The following is a 19,043-nucleotide window of genomic DNA, read 5'->3' on the forward strand; positions in this document are numbered from 1 at the left end:
CGAACCTCCTTTGGCCCGAGATGCTCGGGTCAAGCCCGAGCATGACGCGTTTCGTTACTCCGCCGCCAGCCTTGTTGCACGCCATTGCGCCAGCAGCGCCCGTAGCGCGCCTGGCTTGAGCGGCTTGTTCAGCACATGGATGTCGAGCGCCGCCGCTTCCTCGCGCACCTCCGGCGAGCGGTCCGCCGTCAGCAGGATCGCCGGCAGCCCGCCGACCTTCTGCCGCAAGGTTGAGATCAGCGCGATGCCGTTCTCGCCATGATCGAGATGGTAGTCGGCGATCAGCACGTCCGGCACGCCGCTGGCGGCGATGACGGAGGAAGCCTCGTCGAGGTCGGCGGCAGTCTCGACCTTGCAGCCCCACCCGCCGAGCAGAAGGCGCATGCCGTCGAGGATCGCCGGCTCATTGTCGATGGCGAGCAGCTTCAAGCCCGCGAGCTGGCTGCTCGATGGCGTGCCGCGCGCGGCCGCCGTCGTCGCCATCGCCGGCAGCGGTGCGGCCCGCGGCACCTGGATCGAGAAGCGCGTGCCGCGCCCCGGCGTCGAGGCGAGGGCGAGCTTGTGGTCGAGGGTGCGCGCGATCCGCTCGACGATCGAGAGGCCGAGGCCGAGGCCGCGCGCCACCTTGGCGCCCTGGTCCAGGCGCTGGAACTCGCGGAACACCGTCTTCTGCTTGCTCGCGGGGATACCGAGCCCGGTATCGAGCACCTCGATCGCGATCTGTCCGTCGCGCCGGCGGCAGCCGACCAGCACCTTGCCGTTCGGCGTGTACTTGATCGCGTTGGAGACGAGATTCTGGAGCAGGCGGCGCAGCAGGCGCCGATCGGAGCGGACGGCCACAGCGGTCGTCACGAAGACGAGCTGGAGCCCCTTTTCCTGGGCGCTCGGCTCGAATTCGCGCTGGAGCTGGCGCATCAGCTCGTCGAGCCGGAAGGCGCTGATCTCCGGCTTGAGCGCGCCGCCGTCGAGCCTGGAGATTTCGAGCAGGGCGGTCAGGATCTCCTCGACCGCGTCGAGCGAGGCGTCGATGTTCTCGGCGAGGTCGGGCTGCGCACTGCTGCGATCGCGCTCGACCAGGGCGGACGCATAAAGGCGGGCTGCATTCAAAGGCTGCAAGATGTCGTGGCTGGCCGCGGCGAGGAAACGCGTCTTCGAGGCGTTGGCCTCGTCGGCCTCGGCCTTGGCGCGCTGCAATTCGGTGTTGACGTGCCTGATCTCCTCGGTGCGCTCGGCCACGCGCTTTTCCAGGGTCTCGTTGGTCCGCTCAAGCTCCTCCTCGGCTGCGACCGCGTCGGTGATGTCGGTATAGGTGGTGACGATGCCGCCATCGGGCAGCGGGTTCGAGCGGATCTCGATCACGTTCTTCGAGGGGTAGAGCTTGAGCCGGACCGGCTCGCGGTCATTGACGAAGCTCTCCAGCCGCGCCGCCATCAATTCGTCGTGCCGGCCGGCGCCATAGGCGCCGCGCTGGGCGTTGTAGCGCACGATCTCGTCGAGCCCGGTGCCGAAGCGCACCAGTGAGGGCGGCAGGTCGTAGAGCTGGATGAAGGCCTTGTTCCAGGCGAGGAGCCTGAGGTCGCGGTCGAGCACGGTGATGCCCTGGCCGGCATGGTCGAGGCCGTTCTGCAGGATGTCGCGATTGTATTGCAGCGCCGCCGAGGCGTCGTCGAGCAGCTTGAAGGCGGCCTCGGTCGAGAGATTGCGCCGCTTCAGCAGCAGTGACAGCACGAGGCGGGATGAGGCGGCGCCGATCGCGGAGGAGAGCAGGTGCTCGCCGAAGCGCAGCATGTGGATGTCGGCCTCGTGCGTCCCGGTCAGCACTTCGCCGCGCGAATGGGCGAAGCCCTCGAAGGCGCGCTGCGTCCGCTCTTGGCCGAGATAGCGCCCGATCGTCGATTGCAGCTCGGCTTCGGTGACGCTGGAACGCCAGAGCGAGAAGGACTGGGCCATCGTCGCCCGGTCCGACTCGACGAAGGCGTTGGCCTGCAGCCGCTCCATGGCGCTCGCCGGCCGCAGCATCGAGAAGCCGAGATAGCAGGCGAGGTTGATGCCGAGGCTCCAGAGCACGCCATGTGGCAGGGCTGGCAGCGACAGGCCGAACAGCGCCTCCGGCCGCAGGGCGGTGATACCGAGCGGCCCGTGCGCGACGATGTCCGCCCAGTAGCCGCCCGGATTGGCAAGGCTCGGTATCAGCAGCGTGTAGAGCCATGTCAGCAGGCCAGCCGACAGGCCGGCTGCGGCACCGAGCGCGGTGCCGCGCCGCCAGATCAGCCCGCCGAAGAAGGCCGGTGCGATCTGCGCCGTGGCGGCGAAGGAGAGCAGGCCGATCGAGACCAGCGCCGCCTCGCCGGCGGCGCGGTAATAGGCATAGCCGAGCAGGATCACGGCGACGATCGCGCCTCGCCTGATATGCACGACCTGCGAGCCGAGATCGCCGCCGGTCGGGCCGCTGCGGCCTTCGCCGCCCTCGATCAGCGCCGCGGCGCGCTCTGGATCGACGCTGACGCCGCGTCCACGCAGCAGCAGCGGCGTGACGAGATGGTTCGAGATCATGATCGCCAGCGCGACCGAGGCGACGATCACCATCGCGGTGCCCGCCGAGAGCCCGCCGATGAAGACGAAGAGGGCGATCAGGCCGGCCTGCTTCTCCAATGGCAGCAGCAGCACGGTCATGTCGCGGTCGATGCCTGACCCCGGCAGCAGGACCTCACCCGCCGCCGCCAGCGGCAGCACGAACAGGTTGATCAGCACGAGATAGAGCGGGAACATCCAGGCGGCGCGGCGCACATCGCGGACGTCGCGATTCTCGACGATCGCCATGTGGAACTGCCGCGCCAGCAGCAGCGCGGCGCAGGAGGACAGCGCCGTCAGCGTCAGGAACATCGGCCAGCTCGATGTCCGCTCCCAGATCGGCGGCGTATCGCCGGCGGCACGCGCCGCCTGGGCGAAGAGATCGCCGGCTCCGTCGAACAGGCCGTAGACGACGAAGACGCCGAGCGCGAGGAACGCGACGAGCTTGACCAGCGACTCCGCGGCGATCGCCAGCACCAGCCCGTCCTGGTGCTCGGTCGCGTCGATATGGCGGGTGCCGAAGGCGCAGGCGAAGCCGGCGAGCACCAGCGCGACGAGGAAGGCAAGGTCGCTCAGCACCGGTATGTCGGTCATCGGCGGCGGCCCGCCGGCCGCGGCGAAGAACACCGAGAGCGAGTTCGCCACCGCCTTCAATTGCAGGGCGATATAGGGCAGGGCGCCGACCACCGCGACGATGCAGACCAGTGCCGCGACGCGCTCGCTCTTGCCGTAGCGCGCGCCGACGAAATCGGCGATCGAGGTGATGTTCTGCGACTTGGCGATGGCGACGATGCGGGCGACGAAACGGTGCCCGAGCCCGATCACCAGTGCCGGGCCGACATAGATGCCGAGGAAGTCGAAGCCGGCCCGGTTGGCGAAGCCGACCGAGCCGTAGAAGGTCCAGGAGGTGCAGTAGACCCCGAGCGCCAGCGCATAGATCGTCGTGCGCGCCCGCCCGCTCATCAGGCGACGCCCAGCGGTGTCCGCGAGATGGGCGATCGCGAACAGCGCGCAAAGATAGCCGAGCGCGCTCAGGACGACGGACCAGGCCGGTAGCATCGGGCCTCCTTGCGACTGCGATCGGCGGCAAATCTATCGCCGCAGCGCCGCCGCCGCCATCGGCCTTTCGGCCTGTCCTCAGGCGGCTGTCGCGACCTGCGCCAGCCGTTCCAGCCGGCGCTCGCCCCAGGCATGCATGGCGCGGACGATCTGCTCGAGCGAACGGCCTTCCTCGGTCAGGGCATAGTCGACCCGCGGCGGAACCTGCGCGTAGACCGTGCGCAGGACGAGCCCACACTCCTCCAGCTCGCGCAATTGCCGGGTCAGCATGCGCTGCGTCGCGCTCGGCAGCTTCCGGCGGATCTCGTTGAAGCGCAGCGTGCCGGAGAGCAGGTGGTAGACGATCACGCCCTTCCACTTGCCGTCGATCAGGTCGAGCGTCACCTCGACCGGGCAGCCGGCGGCGCAGTCGTAGCGCTTCTTGGTCTTCAGCATCCGACAGTATCCATTCTGATACTACTGGTCCAATTTGTGCGTATTGCGGCTCCTGAACCTATCCGTATTTCTCGGCCTGCAACAGGAGATTTTCCGATGAAGGCCGTCGGCTACCGCGCATCCCATCCGATCGAGCATCCCGAGGCGCTGCTCGACCTCACCCTCGACAAGCCGGAGGCAGCCGGCCGTGATCTGCTCGTCAAAGTCGAGGCGGTCTCGGTCAATCCGGTCGACACCAAGATGCGCCTGCGCTCGCAACCCGAGGACGGTGGCGTGAAGGTGCTCGGCTGGGACGCCGCCGGCACTGTCGAGGCGGTCGGCCCGGATGCGACGCTGTTCAAGCCGGGAGACAAAGTCTTCTACGCCGGTGCGATCGGCCGCTCCGGCACGAATGCCGAATACCACCTGGTCGATGAGCGCATCGTCGGACGCCGGCCGACCTCCCTCTCGGTCGCGGAGGCGGCGGCGCTGCCGCTGACCGCGATCACCGCATGGGAGGCGCTGTTCGACCGGATAGATATTCGCCGGGCGGTGCCGGGCGCGGCGAATGCGCTGCTGATCATCGGCGGTGCTGGCGGCGTCGGCTCGATCGCGATCCAGCTCGCCAAGCGACTCAGCGATGTCACGGTGATCGCGACCGCCTCGCGGCCGGAGACACAAAGCTGGGTCAGGGAGCTCGGCGCCGACCATGTCGTCGATCACACCAGGCCGCTGGCCGCTCAGGTCGCCGGACTCGGCATCGGCGCGCCGGCCTTCGTCTTCTCGACCACGCAGACCGACCGGCATTTCGACGAGATCGTCGAGCTGATCGCGCCGCAGGGCCGCTTCGGCCTGATCGACGATCCCGCGCCGATCGACGTGATGAAGCTCAAGCGCAAGAGCGTCTCGCTGCACTGGGAGCTGATGTTCACGCGCTCCATCTTCGGCACCGCCGACATGATCAAGCAGCACGACTTGCTGAACGAGGTCAGCGCCCTGGTCGACGCCGGCAAGCTCAAGACCACGCTCGGCGAGCATTTCGGCAGGATCGACGCGGCCAATCTCAGGCGCGCCCATGCCTTGCTCGAAAGCGGCAAGGCCAAGGGCAAGATCGTGCTTGAAGGCTTCTGAGGGGAGGCGTTGCGGCAGGACTGGATCGCTGCCGCAACGTTCGTCGTCGCGCGATCTTCGCATAGTGGATGATCGCAGTTCGGAATCGACCTTTTTCGAGAGAAAATGCCGAGGAAAACGGCCGGAAGCCTGCTTCCACCATGAGTGTCGCTGGTCTAGCGTGCGCACGGGGGCGGCATTGCGCAGCGTGATGCCGAAGACTGGCCAGGCATTCGGAAAGGCGCGCCATGATCAAGGAATTCAAGGAATTTGCCCTGAAGGGCAATGTCGTCGATCTCGCCATCGGCGTGATCATCGGCGCGGCCTTCGGCAAGATCGTCGAATCGCTCGTCGGCGACATCATCATGCCGCTGATCGGCGCCATCGGCAGCGTCGACTTCTCCAACTACTTCATCGGACTCAACAAAGCCGTCACGTCGCCGGTCTTGGTGGATGCCAAGAAGCAGGGCGCCGTGCTTGCCTATGGCAGCTTCCTGACCATCGCCGTCAACTTCATGATCATCGCCTTCGTGCTGTTCATGGTCGTCAAGGGCATCAACCGGCTCAAGCGCAAGGAAGCCGCTGCTGCCCCTGCCGAACCGCCGGCCCCGGCGCAGGATGTCGTCCTGCTCGGCGAGATCCGCGACCTGCTGAAGCAGAAGGCCTGACGCCTTTCGCCGGGCGTTCCGAGCCTTCGGCACGCCCGGCGATCCATCACAGCGACCGATCGGGTCGATCTCGTCAATTCATGCCGCCAGGGCGCGATCTGCGTTAGATTGGCCTGCATGTTTCTCGCGACGGGTCGCCCGAAGGATCGCCAAATGAACATGCACGCACCGGCCGGCACCAGCCTCATCGCCGATCTGCGCCCCGAGGCGCGCAACGCCCCTGAGAGCGGCATCGTCGAAGTCGTCAATCACGGCCGGCTCAAGCCTGGGCTGATCCCGCTCTGGGTCGGCGAAGGCGATCTGCCGACGCCGGACTTCATCGTCCGCGCCGCCAACAAGTCGCTGGCCGAGGGCGAGACCTTCTACACCTGGCAGCGCGGCATTCCGGAACTGCGCGAGGCGCTGGCGCGTTATCACACCGCGCTCTATGGCCGTCCCTTCAACATGGACCGTTTCTACGTCACCGGCTCCGGCATGCAGTCGGTCCAGATCGCGGTTCGGCTGATCGCCGGCGTCGGCGACGAGCTGATCATCCCGACCCCGGCCTGGCCGAACTTCGCTGCCGCCATGGGCATTGCCGGCGCCAACCCGGTCTGCGTTCCCATGCAGTTCAAGGACGGGCGCTTCACGCTCGACCTCCAGAAGCTCGAAGCGGCGATTTCGCCTCGTACCCGCGCCTTCGTCATCAACTCACCGGCCAACCCGACCGGCTGGACCGCGACGCGTGATGAGCTCGCTGCCATCCTTGCCATCGCCCGCAAACATGGCATCTGGATCATCGCCGACGAGATCTATGCCCGCTTCGTCTATGACGGCTCGCCAAGGGCCGCCTCGTTCCACGATGTGATGGAGCAGGAGGACCGGATCCTCTTCGTCCAGACTTTCTCGAAGAACTGGGCGATGACCGGCTGGCGCGTCGGCTGGATCGAGGTGCCGCCGGCTTTCGGCCAGATCGTCGAGAACCTGATCCAGTATTCGACCTCCGGCTCGCCGGTCTTCGTCCAGCGCGCCGCCATCGCGGCGCTGGAGGAGGGCGAGCCCTTCGTCGCCGAGCAGATCGCGCGCGCCACCGAAGGCCGCCGCATCGTCGCCGAGGGCTTGAAGGCGACCAACCGCATCAATCTGCAGGCGCCGGACGGTGCCTTCTACCAGTTCTTCAGCGTCGACGGCTGGACCGATTCCCGCAAACTGGCGATCGAACTGGTCGATACGGCCAATGTCGGCCTGGCGCCGGGCACCGCCTTCGGACCCGGCGGCGAGACCGGCCTGCGCTTCTGCTTTGCCCGCAAGGCTTCTGACCTCGTCGAGGCAGTGGCGCGGCTGCAGAAGGCGCTGGCGGGCTGACCGCGATTTCCCTTCCCCCCGCTTGCGGTGGGGAAGGGTTAGGGATGGGGGGCCGGAAAGCAGGGCTGGGCTCTTCTTTCAGTCCAGTGCCGAGCGGTACTGCCCCCCACCCAACCCTCCCCACCACAAGCGGGGGGAGGGCTTCCGAGGCAGTAGACCAGACCGTCATGCCCCGCTTGCGCCAGGGGCGTTTGACCTGAGCGTCAGCCGCCTTCATTGATGCCCGATGCGTCCTGACGGCGCATCGCGAGCCTCATGCCTGTCCCGAGCTACGTCCCCTACCATCTGCGCACCTTGTCGCGTGAAGCGGCGGTGATCGCCTGCGCGGCGGTCGGCGGTACGCTCTTCACCTTGCTGGGGGTTCCGGCGGCCTGGCTCTCGGGCTCGATGCTGGTGGTCTCGATCTTCGGCATCACCCGGCCGCTGCCGGACCTTCGCCGCCCCTGGTTCGATTCGACGATGGTGATGTCCGGCGCGCTGATCGGCTCGGCCGCGACGCCCGAGGCGCTCGCCGCGACGGCGCGCTATCCCGGCTCGCTGCTGGTGCTGGTCGTCGGCCTCCTCGCCATCATGCTGGCGACCGGGGCCTATTTGCGCTTCGTCGCGCGCTGGAGCTGGATCGATTCGTTGCTCGCCGCCGCGCCCGGAGCGCTCTCGGCCGTGATCTCGGTGGCGCAGGACAAGGGCGCCAATATCGGCCGCATCGCCGCGATCCAGCTCTTCCGTATCCTCGTCCTGGTCGCTGTGCTGCCCAGCATCATGAAGCTGAGCAGCGGCGGCACCCCACTCGCCCTACCGCCTCCGGTCGCGATCGCGAGCGTCGGCGACTTGGCGCTGCTGCTCGGCAGCGGGTTGGTGACGGGGCTGATCTTCGAGCGCATCGGCATCACCGCACCCTTCATCCTCGGCGCGACGCTGGCGAGCGCAGTGTTGCACGGCACCGGCCTCGTCCTTGGCACCATGCCGCCGGAGATTGCGATCGCGGTGATGATCATGCTCGGCGCCGCCATGGGCGGGCGCGTTTCAAATCTGAAGCGGGGCGAGATCGCGGCGCTGTTCCCGCTCGCGATCGGCGGCTTCGTCGTCTCAATGGCGGTCGCCTTCGCCTTCGCCTGGCCGGCGGCCTGGCTCGCCGGCGTGCCCTATGCCAGCGCCATGGCCGCCTTCGCACCGGGCGGGCTCGAGGCGATGGCGATGCTCGCCTTCGCCATGGGGCTCGACCCGCTCTATGTCGGCGCACACCACCTGACGCGCTTCATGCTGCTCGGGCTCTTGATGCCATTCCTCGTCGGCTGGGTGCAGCCGGAGAAGCGCGAGGACGCGAGCTGAGGCTCACCCCATGCCGTTGGTGTGCGTCATCAGCGAGTAGAGCGAGGTCGTGCCGCAGATGAACAGCCGGTTGCGCTTGGGCCCGCCGAAACAGAGATTGGCGACCACTTCGGGCACCAGCACCTTGCCGATCAGCGTGCCGTCCGGGTCGTAGACATGGAGGCCGTCGGCGGCGCTGCTCCAGAGCCGGCCGGCGACATCGAAGCGGAAGCCGTCGAACAGTCCGGCCGTGCAGGTGGCGAAGACCGAGGAGGCGCCGAGCGTCTTGCCTTCGCCGGTCACCGCGACCTTGCGGATATGGCGCGGCCCGTTCTCCGGATCATGGCTCGCGCCGGTGTCGGCGATGTAGAGCGCGCTCTCGTCTGGCGAGAAGGCGAGCCCGTTCGGCTTGACGAAATCATCGGCGACGACGGCGATCTCGCCGCTCTGCGGGTCGATGCGGTAGACATTGCAGCGGCCGATCTCGCTCTGCGCCTTGTCGCCTTCATAGTCGGTGAGGATGCCGTAATCGGGATCGGTGAACCAGATCGATCCGTCCGATTTTACCACCACGTCGTTGGGCGAGTTCAGGCGCTTGCCCTGGTAGTGGCTCGCCAGCACGGTGATGGAGCCGTCATGCTCGGTGCGCGTCACCTGCCGCCCGCCATGCTCGCAGGTCACGAGCCGGCCCTGCCGGTCGACGGTGTTGCCGTTCGAATTGCGTGCCGGCTGGCGGAAGGTGCCGACCTCGCCGGTGAGGGCGTCGTAGCGCAGCATGCGGTTGTTCGGGATATCGGACCAGACCAGTGTCTGGTGCGCCGGGAACCAGGCCGGTCCTTCCGACCAGCGCGCTCCGGTCCATAGCCTCTCCATCCGGGCCGAACCGGGCACGATCCGGTGGAAGCGCGGGTCGAGCACCTCGACGCGAAAACCCTCGATGAAGCCGAATGTCATGGCGATCCTCCCTGATGGCGCCGGAGGATCGACGATTGGCAGGACCGAGGCAATCGCGTGAGGCACAGGGGCAGCATGCCTGGGCGTCATTCTCGGGCGAAGCGAAGCGCAGACCCGAGAATCTCCGGACAAGAAGTCGCTGACCCTAGCCTCATTCGGCCTGAGATGCTCGGGTCAAGCCCGAGCATGACGCGTTCGTCACTCCGCTGCGGCCAATTCAGGCGCCACCACCTCCCCGATCCCGGCCTTGGCCAGCTTTTCCGGCAGCGGCCCACCGGTCGCCCAATCGAGCAGCTCGGCGGTGTGCAGGATGGGTGTCGTCGCGCCGCGGTCGGCAAAGCCTTTCGCGATCTGGGTGATGCAGCCGATATTGCCGGTGGCGACGAGGTCCGGCTTGGTGCGCTGGATGTTGCCGACCTTGCGCTCGCGCAATTGCCCGGCGATCTCCGGCTGGAGGATGTTATAGACACCGGCCGAGCCGCAGCAGATATGGCCCTCCGGCACCTCCTTTACCCGGAAGCCTGCGCGCGCCAGCAGGCGCTTCGGCCCCTCCTTGAGCTGCTGGCCGTGCTGCATCGAGCAGGCGGAGTGGTAGGCGATTGTCAGGTCGAAGCTGCGGACTGGCGCGATCTCCAGCGTCTCGACGAACTCGGTCACGTCCCTGGCGAGGCCGGCAACCGTGGCCGCCTTCTGCGCATAGGCCGCGTCGTCGCGGAACATGAAGCCGTAATCCTTGATCGTGGTGCCGCAGCCCGACGCCGTGACCAGGATCGCATCCAGCCCTTCGCCCTCGATCTCCGCCATCCAGGCGTCGATATTGGCGCGGGCGAAGGCGAGCGCGTCATGCTCGCGGCCCATATGGTGGACGAGCGCTCCGCAGCAGCCTTCGCCCTTGGGCAGCACCACGTCGACGCCGTGGCGGGTGAGCAGGCGGATCGTCGCCTCGTTGATGCCGGGATCGAGCACCGGTTGAGCGCAGCCGGAGAGGATGGCGACGCGCCTGCGCCGCTCTCCTTCAGCCGGAAACGAGGCCGGCCCCTCCATCGTCGAGCGGTCGGGCAGGCTCCAGGGCGCCAGCGCCAGCATCGCCTTCAGGCGTGCGCCGATGACGGGCAGAGCGCCGAGCGCTCCGGCCAATGGCTTGCCGAGCCGAGCCGCCAGCATGGCGAGGCGGAAGCGGCCGGGGTAGGGCAGGATCGCCGAAAGGATACGCCGCAGCGTCCGATCGGCGACGGGGCGCTCATAGGTTTCCTCGATATGGGCGCGGGCATGGTCGACCAGGTGCATGTAGTGCACGCCCGAGGGACAGGTCGTCATGCAGGACAGGCAGGACAGGCAGCGATCGACATGCTTGACCACGTCCGGCGTCGCCGGCTTGCCGCTCTCCAGCATGTCCTTGATCTGGTAGATGCGCCCGCGCGGTGAATCGAGTTCGTCGCCGAGCAGGAGATAGGTCGGGCAGGTCGCAGTGCAGAAGCCGCAATGCACGCAGGTGCGCAGGATCTTCTCGGAGGCCGGAAGACGCGGGTCGGAGGCGAGGAGCTCGGGCGTGAAGTTGGTCTGCATGGTCGCTTCTCAAATGCCCGCATACATCCGGCCGGGCTCGAACACGCCCTCCGGATCGAAGCTCTTCTTGATGCCCGCCGTCACCCGCATCAGCGGCTCGGAGAGCGGCTCGAAGACGGGAACCGCTGCCCGCACCGCATCGGGCGCCCGCACCAGCGTGGCATGGCCGCCGAGCGGCTTCAGTCCGGTGCGGATCGCTGCCGCTCCGGCATCGCCGTCGGCTGGCACAGCGAGCCAGATGAGGCCGCCGCCCCAATCATAGAACCAGCGCGCGCTGGGTACCATGCGCGCGATCGCGGCGGTCGCTTTCGGCCCGTTGGTCGGTGCGAGCGAAAGCCGCCAGACGGCTTCCCGCGTGCCGGCGAAGAAGGCTGCATCCCTGACGTCACGCCAGAGCGCGTCCGAGGCGCGGCCCTCGACCAGTTGGGGCCGGCCAAAGCCTTTGAGCAGGCGGGCCAGCTCGGCGGCGCGATAGCTGATCGAAGCGGAGAAGTTCTCCAGCCTGAGCAGGGTGCGCGCGTGCTCCGCACCGAGCCCGGCCGGCAGATGTGCGGCGGCCATCGGTTCGAAGGGCGAGCCGAGCGCCCCCGAGAGCAGCGCCACCGCCGCCTCGTCGGCGAGATCCTCCCAGATCAGCGTGACGATGCGCTCAGGCCGCGGCAGCACGCGGAAGGTCACCTCGGTCAGGAAGCCGAGCGTGCCGAAGCTGCCGCAGACGAGCTTGACCAGGTCGAGGCCGGTGACGTTCTTCATCACCCGTCCGCCGGATTTCACCAGTTCGCCGCGGCCGTTGATCAGCTTGATGCCGATCAGGGAGTCGCGAGCGGCCCCGGCATTGATCCGGCGTGGGCCGGAGATGTTGCCGGCCGCGATCGCGCCGATCGTCGGCTCGCCTTCCGTGCCGAACAAAGCGCGGTGGTCCATCGGCTCGAAGGGCAGCATCTGGCCACGGCTTGCCAGCGTCTCCTCGATCAGCTTCAGCGGCGTGCCGGCTCTGGCGCCGATCACCATCTCGGAGGGCTCATACAGGGTGATGCCGGTGAGCTCGGCGCTGGAGATCGTGCTGACGGCGTTGTCCGGCCGGCCGAGGCCGGAGCGGGTGCCGCCGCCGCGGATGGCGAGCGGAACGCGCGCCTCGACGATCGAGGCGACGACGGCGCAGGCCTGCGCCTCTGTGGTGGGCGTGTGGAGCATCAGGCCGCGATCCGCCCTTCGAGGGGGAACACTTTCGCCGGGTTCATCAACCAGCGCGGATCGAACACCGCCCTGACCCGCTGCTGCTGGTGCAGGTCGACCTCGTTGAACTGTACGGTCATCAGATCGCGCTTCTCGATGCCAACGCCGTGCTCGCCGGTCAGGCAGCCGCCGACCTCGACGCAGAGCCGGAGAATGTCGTTGCCAGCGTCCTCGGCCTTCTGCGCCTCGACCGGGTCGTTGCAGTTGTAGAGGATCAGCGGGTGAAGATTGCCGTCGCCGGCATGGAAGACATTGGCGACGCGCAGGCCATAGCCCTTGATGATCTCGTCCATGCGCTCGAGCACGAAGGGCAATTGCCCGGTCGGGATCGTGCCGTCCATGCAGATATAGTCGGCGATACGGCCGGTCGCGCCGAAGGCGGACTTGCGGCCCTTCCAGATCGCCGCCGTCTCCATTGCCGACTTGCTCTCCTTGACCGTTCCGACGCCATGCTCCCTGGCGATCGCAACGATGCGGGCGAGCTGCGCGTCCATCTCGGCCTCCGAACCCTCGACCTCGATGATCAGCAGCGCGCCGCAATCCATCGGATAGCCGGCATGGGCGAACGCCTCGCAGATCTCGATCGCCGGCTTGTCCATGAACTCCATCGCCACCGGGATGATGCCGGCGCCGATGATGGCGGCGACCGCGGCACCGGCCTCGACGCTGGTCGGGAAGCCGAACAGCACAGGGCGCGCGCCCTCGGCCTGGCGCAGGATGCGGACCGTCGCCTCGGTGACGATGCCGAGCTGACCCTCGGAGCCGACGATCAGGCCAAGCAGGTCGTAGCTGGGCGCGTCGAGATGGGCGCCACCGATCTCGACGATGCTCCCATCCAACATGACCAGGGTGACCCCCAGCACATTATTGGTGGTGACGCCGTATTTCAGGCAATGGGCGCCGCCCGAGTTCATGCCGATATTGCCGCCGATCGAGCAGGCGAGCTGCGAGGACGGATCGGGCGCGTAGAAGAAGCCGTCGGCCGAGACGGCGCCGGTGACGGCGAGGTTGGTGACGCCGGCCTGCACCTTCGCCACCCGGTTGGCATAGTCGATCTCCAGGATGCGGTTCATCTTGGAGACGCCGATCACCACAGCGTCCTCCTGAGGGATCGCCCCGCCGGCGAGCGAGGTGCCGGCGCCGCGCGGCACCACCGGCACGCCGGCTTCAGAGCAATAGCGCAGCACCGCCGCGACCTCTTGCGTGGTCGAGGGCAGCACGACTGCGAGCGGCATGCGGCGATAGGCAGTCAGAGCGTCGGTCTCATAGGGGCGCCGTTCGTCCTCGGAGGTAATCAGCGCATCGGGCGCGACCAACTGGCTGAGGCCGGCGAGGATGGCGTCGCGGCGGGCGAGGATGCCGGCATCGGGCACCGGAAAGGCGATCGCACTCATGAAACTCGGTCCTCCGTCCCTCGCCAGTACCCGTCACGCTGGGCGGCCGCGGGCCCCGTCTCGCAGGATGGGGCAGGGCGCCTCGGCGCGACTCTAGAATACTTCCACACGGGACGCAGCGGGAGTAACGTGCATGATTATTTCCAAAACAGAAAAGGTTGGGGACGCATGGACCGGTTCGGCGACCTCGACGTCTTCGCCCATGTCGTCACCGCCAAGAGCATGTCCGCCGCCGCGCGCGAACTCAACCTCTCGCCGGCGGTCATCTCCAAGCGCATCCGCCGCCTGGAGGATCGGCTCGGCGTGCGCCTGCTCCAGCGCACCACGCGCCAGCTCTCGCTGACCGAGGCGGGGCAGGGCTTCTACGAGCGGGTCGTCTCGATCCTCGGCTCGATCGAGGAGGCGGAGGCCTGGGTCGCCAGCGGCGCCGGCCAGGCGCGCGGGACCTTGCGCGTTTCGGCGCCGACCTCGTTCGGGCGCATGCATGTCGCGCCGCATCTCAAGCCTTTCCTCGACGGCAATCCGGCGGTGAACGTCGAGCTGATCCTCAGCGACGCCTTCGTCGACATCGTCGCCGATGGCTTCGACCTCGCGATCCGGATCGCAGACCTGCGCGATTCCAGCCTGGTGGCGAAGCGGCTGGCGCCGAACCACCGCGTGCTGTGCGCGACGCCGGGCTACCTGTCCGCCCACGGCACGCCCGGAACGATCGAGGACCTGTCGCGCCATACGCTCATCGCCCACAATGCCGACCAGTGGCGCCTCGACGGGCCGGAGGGCCAGGTGACGGTCAAGATCAATGGCCAGTTGCGGACCAATTCCAGCGAGGTGGTGCGCGAGGCGCTGCTGGCCGGTGTCGGCATCGCCCTGCGCTCCACCTGGGATGTCGGGCCGGAGCTGAAATCGGGCGCCCTGGCGCGGGTGCTGCCGGCCTATTCAGTCGGCAAGCGCGTCGCTGTCTACGCGGTCTATCCGAGCCGCCGGCACATGGAGCACAAGGTGCGTGCCTTCGTCGACTATCTCGCCGAGCTTTACGGGGCGACACCGTACTGGGACGAAGGGTTGGCGCTTTAGCCGTCTACGCCGAGCCGGATTGCGCCGCCGTGCTTGCCCCTGGCAGCTCAGCGGGCTAACCCGCTGTCCAACGATTTCCAGCGCTTCCAGCATCCGAGACACGTACCCATGTCCGCCGACAAGTCCGCCCCTGCCAAGCTGAAGGCCCGCCAGCCGCGCGGTTTCGTCGATCGCGGTCCGGCCGATGTCGCCGCCACCGAGCGCATGCTCGCCGTGATCCGCGAGAGCTTCTCGCTCTATGGCTTCGACCCCGTCGAGACGCCCTTCGTCGAGTACACCGACGCGCTCGGCAAATTCCTGCCGGACCAGGACCGACCGAACGAGGGCGTCTTCTCCTTCCAGGACGATGACGAGCAGTGGCTCTCGCTGCGCTACGACCTGACGGCGCCGCTCGCCCGCTATGTCGCCGAGAATTTCGACGCGCTGCCCAAGCCTTATCGCAGCTATCGCGTCGGCTACGTCTTCCGCAACGAGAAGCCGGGCCCGGGCCGCTTCCGCCAGTTCATGCAGTTCGACGCCGACATCGTCGGTAGTGCCACGGTCGCCGGCGATGCCGAGATCTGCATGCTCGCCGCCGACACGATGGAGAAGCTCGGCATCAAGCGCGGCGACTATGTCGTCAAGGTCAACAACCGCAAGGTGCTCGACGGGGTGATGGACGCCGCCGGCATCGAGCAAGGCACGCGCCTGACGGTGCTGCGCGCGATCGACAAGGCCGACAAGTTCTCGCTCGACGAAATCCGCAAGCTCCTACGCGACGGCCGCAAGGACGAGAGTGGTGACTTCACCAAAGGCGCGGGCCTGTCCGAGGGGCAGGCCGAGACGATCCTGCGCTATCTCGCCGTCGGCCAGCGCCTCGCCGATCTCGGCAAGTCGACCGCCTCCGACAGCGCCAAGTCCGCCGAGCTATCCGCGGAGGCCGTTGCGGAACTGCGCAAGCTGGTCGAGGGCGCTGAGAACGGCAAGGCGGGTATCGAAGAGCTCGAACAGATCAGGGAACTCGTCACCGCTGCGGGCTATCTCGGCCGGGTCATCATCGATCCCTCGATCGTCCGCGGCCTCGAATACTATACCGGCCCGGTCTACGAGGTGGAGCTGACCTTCCCCGTGACCAATGAGGACGGGCAGGTCGTGCGCTTCGGCTCCGTCGCCGGCGGCGGGCGTTATGACGGCCTCGTCGGCCGCTTCCGGCCCGAGCCCGTGCCGGCGACCGGTTTCTCGATCGGCGTCTCCCGGCTCTATTCGGCGCTGAAGGCGGTGAAGTCGCCGATCGTCGATGCGAAGAATGAGCTGCCGCTCGTCGTCGTCACCGCGATGGACAACAAGTCGCCCGAGTTCATGCCGACCTATCAGGCTTTCGTCGCGCAACTGCGCCAGGCCAAGGATGGCGAGGGCAGGGCGCTCTGCCGCGCCGATCTCTATCTGGGCTCGTCGGGCTTCAACGCCCAGATGAAATATGCCGATCGGCGCGGGGCGGCCTGCGCTGTCATTCAAGGTTCTTCGGAACGGGACGCCGGCACGGTGGTGATCAAAGACCTGATCCTCGGCGCCGAGCTCGCTGCAGCCGGCCGCGACGTCAAGGACTCGGCCGAGCACAAGGAACGGCAGGCTCAGGCGCAGTTCTCCGTGCCGGCGGACGAGCTGGTCGCGGGGGTGAGAAGGGTCATAGCGCGTCATGCTCGGGCTTGACCCGAGCATCTCAGGACGAGAAGGCTCCCATTCCACGCCAACTGCCGTGGGGAGAGCCGATGCACCAGCCCTCGTTCGTCGACATCATGACGAACAAGCCGCGCGGCACATTGTACATCGGTGTAACAGCGGAGCTTGCTCGTCGCGTGTCGGAGCATCGGCTGCTCCAAGGGCGCAGCTTCACCGCTCGATATAACCTCGACAGGCTGGTCTGGTACGAGCCGCACCACGCGATCGAGCTGGCTATCCAACGTGAGACGAGCCTGAAGCGCTATGGACGAGCCTGGAAGATCGAGCTGATTGAGAAAGACAATCCTGATTGGAACGATCTGTTCGAGAATATTCTTTGATCGGCATGCCTTTCACCGCGCGTCGGGAGCTCTTTCCGGCCTAAGATTCTCGGGTCTGCGCTTCGCTCCGCCCGAGAATGACGAGGTGTCCAGATTCCCGTTCACCCAATTCCCTAAAAACCGTCGAAAATCGGCGGCGTCCCTGCTAGGACGACGCCGCAACAGGGTTTTTGTAAAGTGCCGGCCATGCGCTCAAAGCTCGAGACCGTGATCGCGCCGTTCGAGCGCGAGGGCTATCGGCGCGCCGAGCCGGCGATCCTGCAGCCCGTCGAACCCTTCCTCGACCTCTCGGGCGAGGATATCCGCCGCCGCATCTTCCTGACGCAGGACGATGACGGGCGCGAATGGTGCCTGCGGCCCGAATACACGATCCCTGTCGCGCTGGCCCATATCGCTGCCCATGCCAGTGAGCCAGCCTCCTACGCCTATGCCGGCCCGGTCTTCCGCATGCGTGGCGCGAACGAGCCGAGCGAATTCGCCCAGGCCGGCCTCGAATCCTTCGGCCGCACCGACTTTGCCGCGGCCGATGCCGAGATCATGGCGCTCACGGTCGAGGCCGCCGCGGCGCTCGGCCTGACCCGGCCGCGTCTGCTGATGGGCGATGTCGCGCTGCTCACCGCGCTGCTCGACCGACTCGGCGTGCCGCAGGCCGCCCGTCGCCGGCTGATGCGTGCCGTCGCGCAGGGCAAGGGCGCCGACGCCGTCGCCACGCTCGAGCCGCCTGTGAACGAGGTCGAGCACGCCCATGCCGGCCTGCTCAAGGCGCTGGAAGGGCAAGATCCCAAGGCGGCGCGTGCCTTCGTTCAGGACGTGCTCTCGATCGCCGGCATCTCGACCGTCGGCGGCCGCTCGGCCGGCGACATCGCCGAGCGCTTTCTGGCGCGGGCCGCCGAGCGCGACAATCCGGTCAACGGCGAGGCGAGCGGCGTGATCGCGCATGCGCTGGCGATCGGCGGCGATCCGGACGGCGCTTCCGCCGCCCTGCGCAAGCTCGCCGGCGAAGCTGGACTCGATCTGTCGGCCGCGCTCGACGCCTTCGACGAGCGCACCGGCTTCCTTGCCGCGCGCGGCGTCGATGTCGCCAGCATCTCGTTCTCGGCCGGCTTCGCCCGCAATCTCGACTACTACACCGGCTTCATCTTCGAGCTGCACGACCCGGCCCGGCCGGACCTCAAGCCGATCGCCGGCGGCGGCCGCTATGACGGCGTGCTCCAGCGTCTCGGTGCGCCTGCGCCGGTGCCGGCTGTCGGCGCCTCGCTCTGGCTCGATCGTCTCGCGGGAGGCAAGGCATGAGCGGGGCGGAGAAGATGACGCAAGACCCGATCAACAACGCGCCTTTGGTCCTTGCAGTGCCCTCCAAGGGCCGGCTGCAGGAGAACGCCACCGCATTCTTCGGCCGCGCCGGCCTCTCGTTTGTGCAGGCGCGCGGCCAGCGCGAATATCGCGGCCAGATCGCCGGGCTCGGCGGGGCCGAGGTCGCCTATCTCTCGGCCTCCGAGATCGTCGCGCAGCTCTCTTCCGGCGCCGCCCATCTCGGCATCACCGGCGAGGATCTGGTGCGCGAGCAGGTCGCCGATGCCGATGCCAGCATGGTGCTGCTGGCGCCGCTCGGCTTCGGCCAGGCCAATGTCGTCGTCGCCGTGCCGCAGGCCTGGATCGATGTGCGCACCATGGCCGACCTCGACGACGTCGCCGCGACCATGCGGGCCCGCACCGGCCGCAAGCTGCGCGTCGCGACCAAATACGTGAACCTGACCCGCCGCTTCTTCGCCGGCCACGGTCTTGCCGACTACCGCATCGTCGAGAGCCTCGGCGCGACCGAGGGCGCCCCGGCTGCCGGTACGGCCGAGATCGTCGTCGACATCACCACCACCGGCGCGACTCTCTCCGCGAACGCGTTGAAGGTGCTGGACGACGGCGTGATCCTGGCCTCGGAGGCCAATCTCGTGGCGTCCGTGCGCGCACCCTGGGGCAAGCAGGCGCGGGACGCTGCCGGCGCCATCCTGTCGCGCATCGCGGCGGAGGAGGAGGCGCGTTCGCTGCGCGAGGTCCGCGCTGTGCTCAACGCCGTCTCGCCGCAGCGGCTCGGCGAGATCGCGCACCGGCTCGGCGCGCGCCTGCCCTTCGGCACGGCCGGCGGCGACGGCGTCGTCACCTTGCACTGCCCGCGCAAGGCGGTGTTCCCGCTGGTCGAGGAACTGAGCAAGGCCGGCGCCGACGACATCACCGTACGGGCGCTCGACTATGTCTTCCGCCGCTCCAACCCGCTGATCGAGCGGCTGCTGGCGCGGATCTGACCCGCCGGA

Annotated in this window: 15 protein-coding genes; 9 read left to right on the forward strand and 6 right to left on the reverse strand. The window is 67.7% G+C overall.

Annotated features, from left to right (window positions below):
- Positions 1-54: 54 nt before the first annotated feature.
- The gene (locus GV161_RS18880; protein WP_152017144.1) at positions 55-3,630 is read right to left on the reverse strand and encodes a PAS domain-containing hybrid sensor histidine kinase/response regulator; all 3,576 of its coding nucleotides are present in this window, start codon (positions 3,628-3,630) and stop codon (positions 55-57) included.
- Positions 3,631-3,708: 78 nt separating this feature from the next.
- Complete coding sequence (locus GV161_RS18885) at positions 3,709-4,065, reverse strand: helix-turn-helix domain-containing protein (RefSeq protein ID WP_152017145.1); 357 nt, start codon at positions 4,063-4,065, stop codon at positions 3,709-3,711.
- Positions 4,066-4,161: 96 nt separating this feature from the next.
- On the opposite strand from GV161_RS18885, the gene GV161_RS18890 reads away from it, so the two are divergent.
- The 4 genes from GV161_RS18890 to GV161_RS18905 all read left to right on the forward strand — a co-directional run bounded on the left by GV161_RS18890 (position 4,162) and on the right by GV161_RS18905 (position 8,495).
- Positions 4,162-5,175, forward strand: a complete 1,014-nt coding sequence (locus tag GV161_RS18890; protein WP_152017146.1) for a zinc-binding alcohol dehydrogenase family protein — start codon at positions 4,162-4,164, stop codon at positions 5,173-5,175.
- Between the two features lie 227 nt (positions 5,176-5,402).
- Complete coding sequence (gene mscL / locus GV161_RS18895; protein ID WP_152017147.1) at positions 5,403-5,822, forward strand: large conductance mechanosensitive channel protein MscL; 420 nt, start codon at positions 5,403-5,405, stop codon at positions 5,820-5,822.
- A 153-nt stretch (positions 5,823-5,975) separates the two neighbouring features.
- On the forward strand, positions 5,976-7,166 hold the full coding sequence (locus GV161_RS18900; protein WP_152017148.1) for a pyridoxal phosphate-dependent aminotransferase: 1,191 nt from the start codon (positions 5,976-5,978) through the stop codon (positions 7,164-7,166).
- Positions 7,167-7,421: 255 nt separating this feature from the next.
- The gene (locus GV161_RS18905) at positions 7,422-8,495 is read left to right on the forward strand and encodes an AbrB family transcriptional regulator (RefSeq protein ID WP_152017149.1); all 1,074 of its coding nucleotides are present in this window, start codon (positions 7,422-7,424) and stop codon (positions 8,493-8,495) included.
- Positions 8,496-8,498: 3 nt separating this feature from the next.
- Here GV161_RS18905 and GV161_RS18910 read toward each other — a convergent pair whose 3' ends face one another.
- From GV161_RS18910 to GV161_RS18925, 4 genes are all read right to left on the reverse strand, one after another.
- A complete protein-coding gene (locus GV161_RS18910) occupies positions 8,499-9,428 on the reverse strand; it encodes an SMP-30/gluconolactonase/LRE family protein (RefSeq protein ID WP_152017150.1) in 930 nt (309 codons plus the stop codon).
- A 198-nt stretch (positions 9,429-9,626) separates the two neighbouring features.
- On the reverse strand, positions 9,627-10,994 hold the full coding sequence (glcF, locus tag GV161_RS18915; protein WP_152017151.1) for a glycolate oxidase subunit GlcF: 1,368 nt from the start codon (positions 10,992-10,994) through the stop codon (positions 9,627-9,629).
- Positions 10,995-11,003: 9 nt separating this feature from the next.
- Entirely contained in the window at positions 11,004-12,191 is a 1,188-nt protein-coding gene (locus GV161_RS18920; RefSeq protein ID WP_152017525.1) for an FAD-binding protein, read from the reverse strand.
- Positions 12,188-13,624 (reverse strand): FAD-linked oxidase C-terminal domain-containing protein, encoded by a 1,437-nt coding sequence (locus GV161_RS18925; RefSeq protein ID WP_152017152.1) that lies wholly within the window; start codon positions 13,622-13,624, stop codon positions 12,188-12,190. Before GV161_RS18925 ends, GV161_RS18920 begins: the two co-directional genes overlap by 4 nt.
- A gap of 168 nt (positions 13,625-13,792) precedes the next feature.
- Between GV161_RS18925 and GV161_RS18930 the strand changes: the two genes are divergently transcribed.
- The 5 genes from GV161_RS18930 to hisG all read left to right on the forward strand — a co-directional run bounded on the left by GV161_RS18930 (position 13,793) and on the right by hisG (position 19,034).
- Positions 13,793-14,698, forward strand: coding sequence for a LysR family transcriptional regulator (locus GV161_RS18930; protein ID WP_152017153.1), 906 nt, complete (start codon positions 13,793-13,795; stop codon positions 14,696-14,698).
- 108 nt (positions 14,699-14,806) lie between these two features.
- The gene (gene hisS / locus GV161_RS18935; protein ID WP_152017154.1) at positions 14,807-16,387 is read left to right on the forward strand and encodes a histidine--tRNA ligase; all 1,581 of its coding nucleotides are present in this window, start codon (positions 14,807-14,809) and stop codon (positions 16,385-16,387) included.
- A gap of 59 nt (positions 16,388-16,446) precedes the next feature.
- Entirely contained in the window at positions 16,447-16,737 is a 291-nt protein-coding gene (locus GV161_RS18940; protein WP_152017155.1) for a GIY-YIG nuclease family protein, read from the forward strand.
- Positions 16,738-16,923: 186 nt separating this feature from the next.
- Entirely contained in the window at positions 16,924-18,030 is a 1,107-nt protein-coding gene (locus GV161_RS18945) for an ATP phosphoribosyltransferase regulatory subunit (RefSeq protein ID WP_152017156.1), read from the forward strand.
- Positions 18,027-19,034, forward strand: a complete 1,008-nt coding sequence (hisG, locus tag GV161_RS18950) for an ATP phosphoribosyltransferase (RefSeq protein ID WP_244624268.1) — start codon at positions 18,027-18,029, stop codon at positions 19,032-19,034. Before GV161_RS18945 ends, hisG begins: the two co-directional genes overlap by 4 nt.
- Positions 19,035-19,043: the final 9 nt, after the last annotated feature.

The sequence above is a fragment of the Bosea sp. 29B genome (assembly GCF_902506165.1).
GTDB lineage: Bacteria > Pseudomonadota > Alphaproteobacteria > Rhizobiales > Beijerinckiaceae > Allobosea.

Excerpts from the sequence above, each read along its gene's own strand:
- glcF (WP_152017151.1), bottom strand. The coding sequence starts at position 10,994 with ATGCAGACCAACTTCACGCCCGAGCTCCTCGCCTCCGACCCGCGTCTT.
- GV161_RS18930 (WP_152017153.1), top strand. The coding sequence starts at position 13,793 with ATGGACCGGTTCGGCGACCTCGACGTCTTCGCCCATGTCGTCACCGCC.
- GV161_RS18885 (WP_152017145.1), bottom strand. The coding sequence starts at position 4,065 with ATGCTGAAGACCAAGAAGCGCTACGACTGCGCCGCCGGCTGCCCGGTC.
- GV161_RS18940 (WP_152017155.1), top strand. The coding sequence starts at position 16,447 with ATGCACCAGCCCTCGTTCGTCGACATCATGACGAACAAGCCGCGCGGC.
- GV161_RS18905 (WP_152017149.1), top strand. The coding sequence starts at position 7,422 with ATGCCTGTCCCGAGCTACGTCCCCTACCATCTGCGCACCTTGTCGCGT.
- mscL (WP_152017147.1), top strand. The coding sequence starts at position 5,403 with ATGATCAAGGAATTCAAGGAATTTGCCCTGAAGGGCAATGTCGTCGAT.
- GV161_RS18880 (WP_152017144.1), bottom strand. The coding sequence starts at position 3,630 with ATGCTACCGGCCTGGTCCGTCGTCCTGAGCGCGCTCGGCTATCTTTGC.
- hisG (WP_244624268.1), top strand. The coding sequence starts at position 18,027 with ATGAGCGGGGCGGAGAAGATGACGCAAGACCCGATCAACAACGCGCCT.
- GV161_RS18925 (WP_152017152.1), bottom strand. The coding sequence starts at position 13,624 with ATGAGTGCGATCGCCTTTCCGGTGCCCGATGCCGGCATCCTCGCCCGC.
- hisS (WP_152017154.1), top strand. The coding sequence starts at position 14,807 with ATGTCCGCCGACAAGTCCGCCCCTGCCAAGCTGAAGGCCCGCCAGCCG.
- GV161_RS18900 (WP_152017148.1), top strand. The coding sequence starts at position 5,976 with ATGAACATGCACGCACCGGCCGGCACCAGCCTCATCGCCGATCTGCGC.
- GV161_RS18910 (WP_152017150.1), bottom strand. The coding sequence starts at position 9,428 with ATGACATTCGGCTTCATCGAGGGTTTTCGCGTCGAGGTGCTCGACCCG.
- GV161_RS18890 (WP_152017146.1), top strand. The coding sequence starts at position 4,162 with ATGAAGGCCGTCGGCTACCGCGCATCCCATCCGATCGAGCATCCCGAG.
- GV161_RS18945 (WP_152017156.1), top strand. The coding sequence starts at position 16,924 with ATGCGCTCAAAGCTCGAGACCGTGATCGCGCCGTTCGAGCGCGAGGGC.